The sequence below is a fragment of the Kocuria nitroreducens genome, from assembly GCF_042879195.1.
GTDB classification, from domain to species: domain Bacteria; phylum Actinomycetota; class Actinomycetes; order Actinomycetales; family Micrococcaceae; genus Kocuria; species Kocuria nitroreducens.
The window spans coordinates 14,618-28,953 of record NZ_JBHZTC010000009.1; the positions used below are offsets into that span (position 1 = coordinate 14,618).

Genomic DNA, 14,336 nt, shown 5'->3' on the forward strand with positions numbered 1-14,336 from the left:
GCCAGGATCTCACGGGTCCGCCGTCATCCGGCGGCAACGACCTCGTGAGGCGCTGTGTCCGGCGCGGAGCCCCTCGGCCGCGGGGGTCCCGGCGAGACCTCGCGCTCGGCGAGGACCCGGGCCGCTTCCGAGCCGGGCGCGGCGATGGTGTTCTGCAGGGCCTGCTCCAGCGCCCGGGGGTCCGTGCCGTCCACGACCGCGGCGATGTGCGAGTCGGGACGGACGACCCACACGTCGGTGGGCTCCGGCCTCAGCGCCTCGGTGAGCTTGCCGGTGGTGTCGATGTCCGCGATGGCGTGGAGGCGCAGCGGGGACTTGATGGCGGCGAGCGCGGTCCCGCGCACGAGCTCCTGGTCGACCTCCGGGCCGGTGAGCAGCAGGATCCCGTAGCGGGCGAGTTCGCGGACGCGGTCGGCGCGGACGCCCGGGACGGCGACCGGGACGTCCGGCAGCAGCACGCCGGGGACGGGGTCGGGGACCTCTCCCTTGGGCGGGCGCCCGGCGAAGGTCCGGGACGGGTGCGGGGTGGTGAGCGGGGAGTCGACGTACCAGAAGGGCTCGGCCAGCCGGCCGGAGTCCACGTAGGTGGACGCGAACGGGTCGCCGACGGCTCGCTCCAGCTTGGCCAGCCGCTCGGCCAGCTGCTCCTCGTTGCGGGGCACGAGGAAGTCCATGGTGGCCTCGGTGACCTCCAGGTTCTCGAGCGCGGCGGCGCGGCGCTCGAGGTCGTAGGACTCCAGCAGCGCCGGATCGGCGTTGCCGCGCAGCACCGAGGTCAGCTTCCACGCGGCGTTCTCGGCGTCGGCCACGCCCGAGTTGAGCCCGCGGGCGCCGAACGGGGAGACGATGTGGGCGCAGTCCCCGGCCAGGAGCACCCGACCCACCCGCATCCGGGAGGCCAGCCGGGCATGGAAGCGGTACACGGACTTCCAGACGATCTCGTAGTCGGTGTCCCCGATGATCTGCCGGATCCTGGCGTCGAGGGCCCCGGTGGCCTCCTCGGCGGCGAGGTCGTAGTCGCCGGGCACCTGCCAGTCGATCCGGAAGGTCGAGTCCGGGCACGGGTGGATGAGCACCTGCCGGCCGGGGTTCCACTGCGGGTCGAAGTAGAACCGGCGCTCGGTGGCCCACCCGGGGATGTCGGCCCGGATGTCACAGATCAGGAACTTGTCCTCGAAGGAGCGGCCCTCGAAGCTCACCCCGAGCTGGTCGCGCAGCGCCCGCGCCCTGGAGCCGAGCGCGGCGACGGCGTAGTCGGCCACGATCTCGGCCTGCTCGCCGTCCACGCAGGAGCAGCGCACGGTCACGGACCGCTCGTCCTGGGTGATCGAGACGATCTCGTGGCCCCAGACCTCCTCGATCAGCGGCTCCGCGGCGATCCTGGCCGCGAGCAGCTCCTCGGTGCGGGTCTGCGAGATGTTCACGAACGGCGGAAACGGGGACTGGCCCCTGTCCCGGAAGGGCTGGGCGAACAGCTCCTGGTCCTGGTAGAAGGTGCGCGCGGTGTCCCACGTGACGCCCTCGGCGGCGACCTGCTTGCCCACGCCCACGGCCTCCCAGACCTCCAGGACGTCGCGCTGCTGGCAGATGGCCTTGGACCCGATGGGGTCCCGCTCGGCGCGGGCGTCCAGGATCGTGACGGGGATGCCCCACCGCGCCAGCAGCAGTGCGGCGGTCTGGCCCACGGGCCCGTTGCCGAGCACCAGCACCTTGCCGGAGTCGAATCGTCTCACTGTCGCCCTCCTCGTTCTCGTGTCCTCCGGGTCAGCCGTTCTGCAGCAGGTCCCAGACCTCGCGGTCGCGCTCGGCCGTCCAGATGACGGGCCGCTCGATCCCCGAGAGCTCGTCCCACAACCGGGAGACGTCGAAGGGTAAGCAGTGCTCGAAGATCGGCCAGTGGCCGAAGTCGTCGTAGAGGGCGGTGTGCACGGCCTCGAAGGCGTCCTTGAGCGTCCCGCCCTCCGCCTGCACGGTGCTCACCTGCTCGATCATGACCTCCAGGAACCGCCGGGTCTGCTCGACGGCGGCGTCGACCGCCTCCCGGCCCCGGGAGACCGCCCCGCGCCCGCCCACGAGCTGCTCCGCACCGAGGGCCTTGACGGCGTCGAGGGTGTGGCCGGCCCAGTCGCGGTGGAAGGCGTCGCCCGTGTAGAGGGCGGCCTCGGCCTCGACGAGGTCCCCGGCGAAGAGAATCCTCTGCTGCGGCAACCACGCCACGATGTCGCCCTCGGTGTGCCCGCGGCCGAAGTGCTGGAGCACGAGGTCCCCGCGGTCCCCGCCGAGGTCGATGGTCAGCTTGTCCCGGAAGGTCACCGTGGGCCAGGTCAGGCCCGGGACGGTGTCGGCGCCCTTGGCCAGGCGCGGCATGCGGCCGAACTCGGACGCCCAGTCCTCCTTGCCGCGCTCCACGATCAGGTCGTAGGTGTTCTCGTGGGCCACGATCGTCTCCGCGCCGAAGGCCGAGGCACCGAGCACGCGCACCGCGTGGTAGTGGGAGAGCACCAGGTAGCGGATCGGCTTGTCGGTGTGCCGGCGCAGCTCCGCGAGCCACTCGGCGGCCACCACCGGGGTGGCGAGGGCCTCGAAGCAGACCAGGAAGTCCTCCCCCTCGATCGCCCCGATGTTGGGGTCCCCCTCTGCCGTGAGCGCGTAGACGCCCTCGGCCAGGATCTCGAGGGTCTTCTTCTTCTCGCCGAGGTCCGCCGAGGACGCGAACGACTTGGTGGTGCTCATGTGCCGTCTCCTTCGTGGGGCCGCTCCGGCCCAGGGTCGGGAACCGGAGCGGGGTCGGGAACCGGAGCGGGGCCCGCCCGGAATAGTCAAATGTTGTATTAGTTCCACGGTAGCCTCCGGGGCCCGATTTGTGAAGCAGGCCACAGCGCACTGCGACGGAGCGCTCTGTTGACCCCACGGGTGCACGCGTGCGATGGTTTGATGAACGCTCGGTCAGTAATGTCGGGCAACGGTGCCCGGATGCCGGCCCCCTTCCGTCGCGACAGGAGTTCCGTCCATGCCTTCCACTCCTCAGGCCCTCCTCGTCGGCGGGGTCCGCACCCCCGTGGGCCGGTACGGCGGCGCGCTCTCCGGCGTGCGCCCCGACGACCTCGCCGCGCTCGTGGTCGGCCGCGCGGTGACCGACGCCGGGATCGACCCGCACGACGTCGACGAGGTGATCCTCGGCAACGCCAACGGCGCCGGCGAGGAGAACCGCAACGTCGCCCGCATGGCCTGGCTGCTCGCCGGCTTCCCCGACACCGTCCCCGGCATCACCGTCAACCGGCTCTGCGCCTCCGGGCTGTCCGCCGTCATCATGGCCTCGCACATGATCAAGGCCGGAGCCGCGGACATCGTCGTCGCCGGCGGCGCGGAGTCCATGTCCCGCGCCCCCTGGGTGCTGGAGAAGCCGGCCCAGGGCTTCGCGAAGCCCGGGGACGTCTTCGACACCTCCATCGGCTGGCGGTTCACCAACCCCGAGTTCAGGAAGCACGACAAGATGACCTACTCGATGCCGGAGACGGCCGAGGAGGTCGCGATCGTCGACAGGATCTCGCGCGAGGACGCCGACGCGTTCGCCGTGGCCTCGCACGAGCGGGCGATCGCCGCGATCGACGCCGGACGCTTCGCCCCCGAGATCGTCCCGGTGACCGTCAAGGGCCGCAAGGGCGCCGAGACCGTCGTCGACACCGACGAGGGCCCCCGTCCCGGCACCACCACCGACGTGCTCGCCAGGCTGCGCCCGGTGGTCGACCACGGGACGGTCGTCACCGCCGGCAACTCCTCGACGCTCAACGACGGCGCCTCGGCGATCCTGGTCGTCTCCGAACGAGCCGCCGAGAAGTACGGGCTGACCCCCCGGGCCCGGATCGTCGACGGCGCCTCCGCCGGTGTGCCGCCGCAGATCATGGGCCTCGGTCCTGTCCCCGCCACGCAGAAGGTGCTCGAGCGCACCGGGTGGGGCATCGGCGACCTCGGGGCGGTCGAGCTCAACGAGGCCTTCGCCAGCCAGTCCCTCGCCTGCATCCGCCGCCTCGGCCTCGACCGGGGCACCGTCAACAACGACGGCGGGGCCATCGCCCTCGGCCACCCGCTCGGCTCCTCCGGCTCCCGGCTGGTCGTGACACTGCTGGGCCGGATGGAGCGCGAGGGAGCGGACCGCGGCCTCGCCACCATGTGCGTGGGCGTGGGCCAGGGCACCGCGATGCTCGTGGAGAAGCTCTGATGGTCGGCCCCGACGACATCCCCGGCGACGTCCTCCGCGGGGAGTGCACCGCCCTGCGGCTCGAGGAGCGCGAGGACCGCCTGCATGTGGTCCTGGACCGCCCCGCCGTGCGCAACGCCATCGACGCGGCCATGGTCGAGGAGCTGCACACCGTGTGCGGCCACCTCGAGCGGCACCCGAAGGTCCTGATCCTCTCGGGCACCGAGGAGAACGGCAAGGGGGTCTTCGCGTCCGGCGCCGACATCGCACAGCTGCGCGAGCGCCGCCGCGACGACGCCCTGGCCGGGATCAACTCCCGGATCTTCGACCGGATCCACCGGCTGCCCATGCCCGTGATCGCCGCGGTCGACGGCTACGCTCTGGGCGGCGGCGCGGAGCTGGCCTACGCCGCGGACTTCCGCATCGCCACCCCGCACCTCAGGATCGGCCAGCCCGAGACGAACCTGGGGATCATCGCCGCGGCCGGCGGGCTGTGGCGGCTCAAGGAGCTGGTCGGCGAGGCGATCGCCCTGGACATCCTGCTCGCCGGCCGGATCCTCGACGCGGACGAAGCCCTGGCCCTGCACCTCGTCACCGAGCTGCACGAGCCCGCGGAGCTCGTCGGCGCCGCGCACGCCCTCGCCGACCGGATCGGCGCCCAGGACCCCCTGGCCGTGCGCATCTCCAAGCGGGTCTTCGCGGCCCCGCCGTCCGCCCACCCGCACATCGACGAGCTGGCCCAGGCCGTGCTCTTCGAGTCGCAGGCGAAGTTCGACCGCATGCAGGCCTTCCTGGACCGCAAGAAGAACAAGAAGTAGGAGCGCCCCGACCATGACCGAGAAGCACGCACTGGCCGTTCCCGCCGTCGTCGGCGTCCTGGGCGGAGGCCGCATGGGCGCGGGCATCGCCCACGCCTTCCTGCTCGCCGGGGCGAGGGTGACCGTGGTGGAGCGGGACGGGCAGGCCGTGGAGGCCGCGCGGGAGCGGATCGAGCGGGACCTGGCCAAGTCCCTGGAGCGCGGGAGCGTGGACGGCAACCTGGACGAGTGGGCCGAGAATCTGACGGTCTCCCTCGACCACGCCGACTTCGCCCCGTGCGAGCTCGTCGTCGAGGCCGTCCCCGAGGTGTGGGACCTGAAGGTCTCGGCCCTGCAGGAGGTCGAGCGCCGCCTGACGACGACCGCGTGGCTGGCCACCAATACGTCCTCGCTGTCCGTGGACGGACTGGCCGAGCAGCTGGCCCGCCCCGAGCGGTTCTGCGGGCTGCACTTCTTCAACCCCGTGCCGGCCTCGAAGCTCGTGGAGGTTGTGATCTCCAGGCACACCGGCGAGGAGCTCAAGCGGCGCTCGGTGCAGTGGGTAGAGGGCCTCGGCAAGACCCCGGTGGTCGTCAACGACGCCCCCGGCTTCGCGTCCTCGCGGCTGGGCGTGGCGATCGCCCTCGAGGCCATCCGCATGGTGGAGGAGGGCGTGGCCTCGGCCGCCGACATCGACAACGCCATGGTGCTGGGCTACAAGTTCCCGGTCGGCCCGCTGGCCCTGACGGACATCGTGGGCCTGGACGTGCGCCTGGGCATCGCCGAGTACCTCGAGTCGGAGCTCGGACCGCGCTTCGCTCCCCCGCAGCTGATGCGGGACATGGTGTCCCGGGGCGAGCTCGGCCGCAAGACCGGCAAGGGCTTCTTCGCCTACGACCAGTAGCAACCGCCCCGCCCCTCCTCCGCCGAGCTCACGGGTTCCACCCGAGACCGTACGGACTCTGCCGGCATCTCGGGCGGGACCGGTGAGCCCGCGCGTGCGGAAGGAGTGCACGTGCGGGACGAGCGCGCCGTCGGACGCGGGCCCTATCGTGGGGGCATGCACGCACAGCCCGGGGCCCCCGCCACGTGGGACGGCGCGCTCAACGCACGGCGTCTGGCGGGCGACGTGTGGCGGATGGGCCGCTCCGAGCGGCTGAGTCCCGCGGGGTGGCGCGGCGCCGCGGCGGACGGTGTGCGCACGGTCGTGGACCTGCGCAACGCGGACGAGCGGCGCCGCCGGCCCACGGACCCCGTCGACGAACCGGCCGCCCGCGCCGGCATCACGGTGCTGCACCGCCCCACCGAGGACCCCGCCCATCCGCAGTTCCCGCTGGTGGGCACGCCCTATCTCAACCACCCGCGCGGCTATCGCGACTACCTGCGGCTGTTCCCCGGATTCCTCGCCGAGGCGGTGCGGGCGGTGGCGACCGCCGAGGGCGCCGTGGTGGTGCACTGCTCGGCCGGCCGCGACCGCACCGGGGTGCTCGCGCTGCTGCTCCTGGGGCTGATCGGGGCGCCCCCCGAGCGCCTCGTCGCGGAGGACGAGGCCGCCGCGCGCGGGATCAACGAGTGGCACCGCGTCTCGCCCGTTCCCCACCCGGTCGAGCGCCACCACCCCGAGCACGAGCTCACCGCGCTGCTCGCGGAGCGCCGCGCGGCCCTCGAGGAGCTGCTGGCGGAGTTCGACGCCGAGCGCTGGCTCGTGGACGCCGGGCTGGCGCCTGTTGAACTGGCCGCGCTGCGCCGGCGGCTCGACCGCCCGTCCTGACCCGCTCCCCGACCGGTCCCGCGGTGCGGCTCCCGGCCGGGTTCCCGGCCTAGCTCTCGACCGGGTTCCCGGCCGGCCGCGGTTCGTCCTTGAGGTAGTTCGTGATCCGCACGGTGCACAGCCGGGCGCCGTCCTCGTGCTCGAGGACCACCTCGTGGCACGTGAGGGACCGGCCGAGCTGCAGGGCGGTGGCCGTGGCGGTCACGGTGCCCGTGCGGGAGGACCGGTGGTGGGTGGCGTTGACGTCCACGCCCACCGCGACCTTGCCCATCGTGGACGCGTGGATCACCGCGGCCCAGGAGCCCACGGCCTCGCCGAGGGCCACCATGGCGCCGCCGTGGAGCAGGCCCAGCGACTGGCGGTTGCCCTCGACGGGCATGGAGGCGACCACGCGCTCCGCCGACTCCTCGAGAACGGTGACGCCCATCTTCTCGTCGAGCTCGCCCAGGACGATGCGCCAGGGCTCGTGGGTCTCGGTCGTGGTCATGGCACTCCTCGGGAGCTCGGCGACGTGACAGGACCACCGTGGGGCAGTGGTCCCGGGGTGTGACGTAGGTTATCGTGGTCATAATACCGAACGATCGGTCAGGATGCGGGCGACGGACCGCCCGCACGCACCCGAGCGAAAGGACCACCCACCGTGGCAGCACAGACCCGGACCATCCTCCCCAGCTACCTGAGCGGCCGGTGGTGGACGCCGGAGGACCCGCAGAAGGTGACGGAGGTGGCCGACGCCTCGACCGGCGAGGTCGTGGCGCGCGTGTCCACGGACGGCATCGACATCGCCTCCGCCGTGGACTACGGCCGGACCGTGGGCCAGCGCTCCCTCGGGGAGCTCAGCATCCACCAGCGCGCGCTCAAGCTCAAGGAGCTCGCCCAGCACCTCACCGAGCACAAGCAGGAGCTCTACGACGTCTCCTACTCGACCGGGGCCACCCTGAAGGACCACTTCTTCGACGTGGACGGCGGCATCGGCACCCTCTTCACGTTCTCCTCCAAGGGCCGGCGGGAGCTGCCCAACGCCAACGTCATCGTGGACGGCGCCGTGGAGCAGCTCTCGCAGGACGGTTCCTTCCTGGGCGAGCACGTCTACACCCGGATGCCCGGCGTCGCCGTGCAGATCAACGCGTTCAACTTCCCGGTGTGGGGCATGCTCGAGAAGTTCGCCCCCGCGTTCCTCGCGGGCATGCCGACCGTGGTGAAGCCGGCCACGCCGACCGGCTACGTCACGGCCGCCTGCGTGCGCCTCATGCTCGACTCCGGCATCCTGCCCGAGGGCTCCCTGCAGCTGGTCTCCGGCTCCGCCCGGGACCTCCTCGACCACCTGGACTACCGCGACCACGTGGCCTTCACCGGCTCCGCCGGCACCGCGCAGTCGCTGCGCCACCACGACAACGTCATCAACGGCGGGGTGCGCTTCACCGCTGAGACGGACTCCCTCAACGCCGCGATCCTCGGCCCCGACGCCACCCCGGAGACCCCGGAGTTCGAGGCGTTCGTGAAGGCGGTGTTCGTCGAGATCACGTCCAAGGCCGGGCAGAAGTGCACGGCCATCCGTCGCGTCATCGTCCCGCAGGACCGCGTGGAGGACGTCGTGGCTGCCGTCGCCGAGCGCGTGCAGCAGCGCGTGGTCATCGGCGACCCCCGCACCGAGGGCGTCACCATGGGCGCCCTGGCCTCCAAGGAGCAGCAGGGCGAGGTGCGCAAGGCCGTGGAGCGCCTGATCGCCGCCGGCGGCAGCGTCCGCCTGGGCGGCCCGGACGCCTCCGTGGGGGACGCCGACACCGAGACGGGCGCGTTCTTCCCGGTCACCGTGCTGTCCTTCGACGACCCGGACACCCCCGAGGTGCACTTCGTCGAGGCCTTCGGCCCCGTGACCTCCGTGCTCGGCTACACCGACGTCGACGACGCCGTGCGGCTCGCCGCGCTCGGCGGCGGCTCGCTCGTGGCGACCGTGTGCACGAACGACGGCGTGACCGCCGCCCGGTTCGCGGCGGGCATCGGCTCGCACCACGGGCGCGTGCACTTCCTGAACCGCCAGGACGCCAGGACCTCGACCGGCCACGGCTCCCCCATGCCGCACCTGGTCCACGGCGGTCCCGGCCGCGCCGGCGGCGGCGAGGAGCTGGGCGGCGTGCGCGGCGTCAAGCACTACATGCAGCGCACCGCGATCCAGGGGCCCCCGGACATCCTCACGGCCGTGACCGGCGTGTGGCACCGGGGCGCCGCGGCGAACACCGTGACCCGTGAGGCGGTCGAGAACGGCACCGGCGAGCACCCGTTCCGCAAGTCCCTGGAGACCCTGCGGATCGGCGACCAGTTCGCCTCCGAGCTGCGCACCGTGACCCTCGAGGACATCACGGAGTTCGCCGAGACGACGGGTGACACCTTCTACGCGCACACCGACGAGGAGGCCGCCACGGCCAACCCGTTCTTCCCCCGCCGGGTGGCCCACGGCTACCTGCTGGTCTCCTGGGCGGCGGGGCTGTTCGTGGAGCCGGCCCCCGGCCCCGTCCTGGCGAACTACGGGCTGGAGAACCTGCGCTTTCTCACGCCGGTGACCTATGACGACCAGATCCGCGTGACCCTCACCGCCAAGCAGATCACCCCGCGGGTGACCGACGAGTACGGCGAGGTCTGCTGGGACGCGATCCTGCACAACCAGCACGACGAGATCGTCGCGACCTACGACGTGCTGACCCTGGTCGCGAAGACCTGGCCCACCGCCTGACCGGCGGGCCCCAAGTCGTCGAGTCCCCACGATGTTCTTGGGAGCTCTGGGGAACCGGCGCCGGGCTGTTGGGGCGTTGCACCCGGTGCTAGCCTGGCCAGCACGCTGCCCAGACCCTCGTGCGTGCCGGCACCCCGACGCCGGGGACCGCCGACGGGAGCCACGGCCGGAGGAGGAGCGATGCGCCGCAGTTCGAGCCCCGCCCACCGCACAGCCGCCGTCGTGCTGTGCCTCCTCCTCGCCCTCACCGCGTGCACCCCTCCCGCGGAGGACGGCGCGGAGGACGGCGCGGGAACCACGCCGGAGCCGACCGGCACCGCGGCCTCCGCACCGGTGTCCCCGGGAGGCACACCGGGGTCCGGCACGGCGCCCGCTCCGGATGCGGCCGAGGCGCCCGCCCCGCACGTGCAGGCGGTGGTGTCCTCGCACGAGCTGGCCACCGCCGCGGGCACGGAGATCCTCGAGGCCGGCGGCACGGCCGCCGACGCCGCCGTCGCGGTCGCCGCCGTGCTCAGCGTGGTGGAGCCCTACTACTCGAGCGTGCTCGGCGGTGGCACGTGGGCGCTGTACTACGACGCCGACGAGGACGAGGTGACGAGCCTCAACGGCGTGGGCCCGGTGGGCAGCGCGGCGACGCTCGACGACTACCGTCCGCGCGCCGGCGACTTCGGCATGCACCAGGCCATCCTCCCCGGCGCCTGGGACGGGTGGATGCTCTGGCTCGACGAGTACGGCGAGCTGGAGCTGGGGGAGGTCCTCGCGCCGGCGATCGCCGTGGCCCGCGAAGGGTGTCCCGCCAGCTCCGAGATGGTCTACTGGCTGACCCGGGAGGAGGCGAACATCCGGCGGAGCCCGGTCATGACGGACCTCTACACCCGCGACGGCGCCCTGCTGCAGGCCGGCGACACCGTGTTCCAGCGGGACCTGGCCGACACCTTCGAGGACCTGGTGGCGGCCTACGACGGCGAGGCCGACCGCGCCGCCGGGATCCGTGCCGCGCGGGACCACTTCTACCGCGGGCCGCTCGGGGAGGCCGTCGTCGCCTTCTCGGAGCAGAACGGCGGCTACCTCACCCGGGAGGACTTCAGCGGCTACTCGGCGCAGATCGTCGAGCCGATCTCCATCGACTACGGCGAGGACGTGACGGTCTACCAGAACCCGCCCAACAGCCAGGGCATCGCCATGCTCCAGGCCCTCAGCATCCTGGACGAGGACGACTTCTCCGGCCGCTCCCCCGACGACCCCGACGTGGTCCACCGGCAGGTCGAGGCCGTCAAGTTGGCTTTCGCCGACCGGTACGCCCACGTGGGGGATCCCGAGCGCACCGACGTGCCCGTGACGGAGCTGCTGTCGGACGAGTACGCCCGGGAGCAGCGGGCCCGCATCGACGACGACCGCGCCGCGCGGTGGCCGATCGACAGCGGGCTCGACCGGCAGGCCTTGGACACCACGACGTTCCATCTCACCGACCGGTCCGGCGACGCCGCGGCCGTGACCACGAGCCTGGGCGGCCAGTTCCTGGTGGTGGGCGACACGGGGATCCACATCAACGAGCGCATGAGCTTCCTGTCCCTCGACGCGGGCAACGTCAACGCCGTGGCGCCCGGGGCCACGGTGCGGCACACCTCCGCCCCCTTCATGGCCCTGCGGGACGGCCGGCCGTTCCTGCTCGGCGGCAACACCGGGATCGACACCCAGCCCCAGGGGCAGCTGCAGCAGTTCATGAACGTGGTCGACTTCGGCTTGACGCCCCAGGAAGCGGTGGCGCAGCCGCGCTTCGTCAGCACGGCCTTCCCCGCGTCCAACCACCCCCACAGGGTCGGCAACACCCTGCAGGTGGAGTCGGACTTCTCGGCCGCCGCGGTCCAGGAACTGCGCCGCCGGGGCCACGACGTCGCCGTGGGAGCGGGCATCTTCGGCACGGCGAACCTGCTCGCCGTGGACGGCGAGGGGGCGGGGGCCCGGCTGGGCGTGGAGCCGCGCAACGAGACCGCCAGCGGGACGGTGCTGCCCGCGCCGCCGGACCGGTAGCACCCGCCCGGGCCGGTGGCGGCCCGGCCCGGCCGGCTCCGAGAGGCGTCTCCGGGGACGGGCGACCGGATCAGGAGGCCCGCAGCCCCGAGAAGGCGAGCGCGACCACGGTGTCGGCCAGTCCGTCGTCGGCCTTGTCTGGGTCCGGCCGGTACCAGTCGACGATCGAGTTGATCATACCCAGGAGCAGCCGCGAGGCGGACCGGCCGCTGAGGTCGCGGCGCAGGTCCCCCTCGTCCTGGGCCTGCTCGATGAGCGCGCCCACCCGGCGGGTGACCGTGCGACGGCGCTCGAGCGCCCGCGTCTCGACCTCCGAGTTGCCCCGCAGCCGCAGCAGCAGGGTCACGTACGGCATCTGCTCCACGAGCACGTGCACGGTCCCGCGGATCACCTGCTCGAGCCGCTCGACCGCCGGGGCCTCCGTCCGCTCGGCGGCGCCCAGGACCTCCTCGAGCGCGTCGAGGGCCCGGCTCAGTGCCTGCTCGAGGATCTCCTCCTTGGACTCCACGTGGTGGTAGATCGCGGACTTGGAGATTCCCAGGTGCTTGGAGAGCGTGCCCATCGACGTGGCGTCGTAGCCGTGGACGTTGAAGACCTCGACGCACACGCCGAGCAGCGTCTCGCGGTCGTAGCCGGGCCGGCCACGGCGCGGTGCCGCGCCGTCCGGAGGGGCGGGCGCCGGTGCGTGCGTCATGGGGACCTCGATCTCGGTGGGGAGGGGCAGGACAACGATCTTATGACGCGGCGAGCCCCCGAGCGGTCTCGGGGGCCGTCGCGGCACGGGTCGGCGCGCGGGACGTCACGGGTCCTTCCGGTGGTCGTAGACGCGGCGCAGCTTGCCGGAGGACCGGGCGAGGGTTCCCGGCTCGGCGATCCGGATCGAGGCGGAGGAGCCGATCTTCGTCTTGATGGCGTGCAGGAGCTTCTGACCGCCGGCCTCGGCGGCCTCGACGGTCATCTGCTCGCGCCGCTCGATGTTGATGGTCATCTGGTCCATCCGGTGCGGGCGGGTGATCTCGAGCGTGAAGTGCGGGCTCAGCTCGGGCACCTGCAGGGCGAGCTCCTCGATCTGGGAGGGGAACAGGTTGACCCCGCGCAGGATGATCATGTCGTCGGTGCGGCCCGTGATCCGGCCCATCCGGCGGTGCCCGGGCCGGTCCGTGCCGGGCAGCAGGCGGGTCAGGTCGTGGGTGCGGTAGCGGATGATCGGCAGGGCCTCCTTGGTGAGCGTCGTGAACACGAGCTCGCCGGGCCGGCCGGTCTCCTGGACCTCGTCCGTGAACGGGTCGATGACCTCGGGTCGGAAGTGGTCCTCCCAGATGTGGGAGCCGTCCTTGGACGCGGCGGACTCCCCGGCCACGCCCGGGCCCATGACCTCGGAGAGGCCGTAGATGTCGCACGCGTCGACGTCGAAGGCCGTCTCGATCTCGCGGCGCATCTCCTTGGTCCACGGCTCGGCACCGAGCACGGCGGTGCGCAACGACGTCTCCCGCGGGTCCAGGCCGAGCTTCGTGAAGCCGTCGGCGATGGTCAGCAGGTAGGTGGGGGTCGAGAGGATGGCCTGTGGCTCGAAGTCCCGGATCATCTGGACCTGCTTCTCGGTCTGCCCGCCGGACATCGGGATGACGGCGCAGCCCAGGCGCTCGGCGCCGTAGTGGGCGCCGAGCCCGCCCGTGAACAGCCCGTAGCCGTAGGCGTTGTGCACCGTGTCGCCGGGCCGCACACCCGAGAGCCGGAAGCAGCGGGCCACGAGGCCCGCCCAGGTGTCGATGTCGTTCTGGGTGTAGGCGACCACGGTGGGCCGGCCGGTGGTGCCGGAGGAGGCGTGGATCCTCCGAATCTCGCTCATCGGCACCGCGAGGGCCTCGAACGGGTAGGCCTTCCGCAGGAACTCCTTGTCCGTGTACGGGAAGAGCCGGAGGTCCTCCAGGTCCTTGAAGTCCCCCGGGTGCACGCCGTGGGCGTCGAAGAGCTCCGTGTAGGCGGGCACGTTCTCGTAGGCGTGGTGCAGGCTCCAGCGCAGCCGCTCGACCTGCAGGGACTCGACCTGGTCCCGGCTCATCGTCTCCTCGGGGTCCGGCTGCGACCGGTCGGCGGGGGCGGGTGCGGGGGTGTGGGGGTTCGGGACGGAGCACTCGGTCATGTCAGACCTCCTCGGGCTGCTGCGCGGACTGCAGGACGGGCTGCGCGGCCGGATCGTCGGCCGGCCGCTCCGCGGACGTCGCCGCGTGGGGGGCCGGGTTCGGGATGGTGCGGCTGCGGCCCCGGAACTCGGCGATGAGCCGGCCGTCCGCCATGACCTGGATGTCGTAGACGCCGCTGCGCCCGGCCTGGGCGCGCACGGTCCCCACCGCGGTGAGCTCCTGACCGCGGTAGGCCGAGGCGAGGAAGTTGATGTCCACCCCCGCGGCCACCGTGATGGTGCTGCCGTCACCGGCGGGGTCGTTGCAGGCGAGGGCGAAACAGGTGTCCGCGAAGGCGAAGACCATGCCGCCGTGGGCGATGCCGAACCCGTTGAGCATCTCCTCCCGCAGCGTCATGCGGATCTGGGCGTGGCCGTACTCCGCACGGTCCACGGTGATGCCCATCCAGCGCGAGGTGTGGTCCCCCGCGAGGATCGGATGGCCCTGGGACATGTAACTCTCCTCACACTTCACGACCGAATGTTCAGTAGACAATCCCACTCCGCCGCCCGTGTCAACCCGCACCGCCGCGGGGGACGGTCCGGACCGCCCGGGGACCCGGCTGTTGACGCCGCCTCCGCGGACTTATATTCTGAACGAACGGTCAGTTAGTCGCGTGCGGCCC

Annotated in this window: 11 protein-coding genes and 1 pseudogene; 6 read left to right on the forward strand and 6 right to left on the reverse strand. The window is 72.4% G+C overall.

The features are described 5' to 3' along the window. Nucleotides 1-23: 23 nt before the first annotated feature. The gene (locus ACFYE1_RS07655) at nucleotides 24-1,733 is read right to left on the reverse strand and encodes an FAD-dependent monooxygenase (protein ID WP_387741543.1); all 1,710 of its coding nucleotides are present in this window, start codon (nucleotides 1,731-1,733) and stop codon (nucleotides 24-26) included. A gap of 31 nt (nucleotides 1,734-1,764) precedes the next feature. Further along, the gene (locus ACFYE1_RS07660) at nucleotides 1,765-2,733 is read right to left on the reverse strand and encodes an MBL fold metallo-hydrolase (RefSeq protein ID WP_387741545.1); all 969 of its coding nucleotides are present in this window, start codon (nucleotides 2,731-2,733) and stop codon (nucleotides 1,765-1,767) included. A gap of 277 nt (nucleotides 2,734-3,010) precedes the next feature. On the opposite strand from ACFYE1_RS07660, the gene ACFYE1_RS07665 reads away from it, so the two are divergent. From ACFYE1_RS07665 to ACFYE1_RS07680, 4 genes are all read left to right on the forward strand, one after another. Then, complete coding sequence (locus ACFYE1_RS07665; RefSeq protein ID WP_387741547.1) at nucleotides 3,011-4,219, forward strand: thiolase family protein; 1,209 nt, start codon at nucleotides 3,011-3,013, stop codon at nucleotides 4,217-4,219. Then, nucleotides 4,219-5,016, forward strand: coding sequence for an enoyl-CoA hydratase/isomerase family protein (locus tag ACFYE1_RS07670; RefSeq protein WP_387741549.1), 798 nt, complete (start codon nucleotides 4,219-4,221; stop codon nucleotides 5,014-5,016). The genes ACFYE1_RS07665 and ACFYE1_RS07670 overlap by 1 nt, the downstream gene beginning before the upstream one ends. Before the next feature lie 13 nt (nucleotides 5,017-5,029). Further along, complete coding sequence (locus tag ACFYE1_RS07675) at nucleotides 5,030-5,899, forward strand: 3-hydroxyacyl-CoA dehydrogenase family protein (RefSeq protein WP_387741550.1); 870 nt, start codon at nucleotides 5,030-5,032, stop codon at nucleotides 5,897-5,899. A 156-nt stretch (nucleotides 5,900-6,055) separates the two neighbouring features. Continuing rightward, a complete protein-coding gene (locus ACFYE1_RS07680; protein WP_387741552.1) occupies nucleotides 6,056-6,766 on the forward strand; it encodes a tyrosine-protein phosphatase in 711 nt (236 codons plus the stop codon). Nucleotides 6,767-6,815: 49 nt separating this feature from the next. Here ACFYE1_RS07680 and ACFYE1_RS07685 read toward each other — a convergent pair whose 3' ends face one another. After that, nucleotides 6,816-7,253: a hotdog fold thioesterase gene (locus ACFYE1_RS07685; protein ID WP_387741553.1), complete on the reverse strand. Its 438-nt coding sequence runs from the start codon at nucleotides 7,251-7,253 to the stop codon at nucleotides 6,816-6,818. A 153-nt stretch (nucleotides 7,254-7,406) separates the two neighbouring features. On the opposite strand from ACFYE1_RS07685, the gene paaZ reads away from it, so the two are divergent. Then, nucleotides 7,407-9,497, forward strand: coding sequence for a phenylacetic acid degradation bifunctional protein PaaZ (gene paaZ, locus ACFYE1_RS07690; protein ID WP_387741555.1), 2,091 nt, complete (start codon nucleotides 7,407-7,409; stop codon nucleotides 9,495-9,497). A 180-nt stretch (nucleotides 9,498-9,677) separates the two neighbouring features. Then, nucleotides 9,678-11,528, forward strand: coding sequence for a gamma-glutamyltransferase family protein (locus ACFYE1_RS07695; RefSeq protein WP_387741557.1), 1,851 nt, complete (start codon nucleotides 9,678-9,680; stop codon nucleotides 11,526-11,528). A gap of 70 nt (nucleotides 11,529-11,598) precedes the next feature. Here ACFYE1_RS07695 and ACFYE1_RS07700 read toward each other — a convergent pair whose 3' ends face one another. The 3 genes and pseudogenes from ACFYE1_RS07700 to ACFYE1_RS07710 all read right to left on the reverse strand — a co-directional run. After that, complete coding sequence (locus ACFYE1_RS07700) at nucleotides 11,599-12,222, reverse strand: TetR/AcrR family transcriptional regulator (protein ID WP_387741559.1); 624 nt, start codon at nucleotides 12,220-12,222, stop codon at nucleotides 11,599-11,601. 105 nt (nucleotides 12,223-12,327) lie between these two features. Further along, entirely contained in the window at nucleotides 12,328-13,671 is a 1,344-nt protein-coding gene (locus tag ACFYE1_RS07705; RefSeq protein WP_387741561.1) for a phenylacetate--CoA ligase family protein, read from the reverse strand. A gap of 94 nt (nucleotides 13,672-13,765) precedes the next feature. Continuing rightward, nucleotides 13,766-14,164, reverse strand: a pseudogene (locus ACFYE1_RS07710) (hotdog fold thioesterase); the annotation flags it as partial. Nucleotides 14,165-14,336 lie beyond the last annotated feature (172 nt).